The organism is Oleiphilus sp. HI0061 (assembly GCF_001635675.1).
Map to the genome: position 1 here is coordinate 1 of NZ_LWFE01000713.1, position 965 is coordinate 965.

The following is a 965-nucleotide window of genomic DNA, read 5'->3' on the forward strand; positions in this document are numbered from 1 at the left end:
TATCTTCCTTCGCATCTCTAGTATGAACAATAATTGGTTTTCGACATTCTTTACTGGCAATTAAATGACGCTTGAATCTTTCCAGCTGAAGATCTTTATGCTCCAGGCCATAATAGTAATCCAGCCCCGACTCTCCAATCGCAATGACTTTTTCACGCTCAGCAAGCGATAATAGGCGTTCAATAGTGGGCTCTTCACAATCGGTACTACCTGGGTGCACGCCAACCGAAGCATAGACATCGGGAAATTTAGCTGCAATCTGAAGCACTTCTTCAATATGCTCCAGGTCAATTGCGACACAAAGCAATTTGTCTACAAGGTTTTCTTTGGCAGCTGAAATTGCAAGCGACAAGTCGCCTTCATATGGAGCTAATTTCAGACGATCAAGGTGGCAGTGGGAGTCAATAAACATGAAAATCAAGCGCGCTCTTGTTACAACGATAAAGCCGCACATACTAACTAAAAATGCGTATCTATGCGACTCACTTGAAGAATCGTATCAAGAAATTGGGGCACCCCCCTATTATTACATACTATGTGTAGGACGATCTGAGCTTAAAGAGCCTGCCAGGTAGGTTTCAATCTTGTTTTTGGCAGTAGCATCTTCTTCGTTAAACTGAACACCGATGCCCGCTGCTCGATTACCCTGAGCACCCTTAGGAGTCACCCAGATAACCTTCCCAGCTACCGGGATTTTTTCAGGTTCTTCCATTAGATTTAACAGCAAAAACACCTCATCGCCAAGATGATAGTTTTTTGCGGTAGGTATAAATAGTCCGCCGTTTTTAATGAACGGCATATAGGCGGCATATAAAACAGCTTTATCCTTGATTGTTAGGGTAAGGATACCACTACGCGCCCCAAATCCTGCTGACATACAATTCTCTTAACAATAACGCGCCCGTACAAACACTTGAATACAAAGCACTAATTGGTCGTTGCACCCACTGTAACCCGAACAGTTT

2 protein-coding genes are annotated in these 965 nt (G+C 43.4%); both read right to left on the minus strand.

Annotated elements, in window-relative coordinates:
* Positions 1–412, minus strand: a 412-nt coding sequence (locus A3735_RS08965; protein ID WP_197485781.1) for a TatD family hydrolase, incomplete at its 3' end; no start/stop codon positions are given.
* 114 nt (positions 413–526) lie between these two features.
* Positions 527–877, minus strand: coding sequence for a PilZ domain-containing protein (locus tag A3735_RS08970; RefSeq protein ID WP_068513675.1), 351 nt, complete (start codon positions 875–877; stop codon positions 527–529).
* Positions 878–965: the final 88 nt, after the last annotated feature.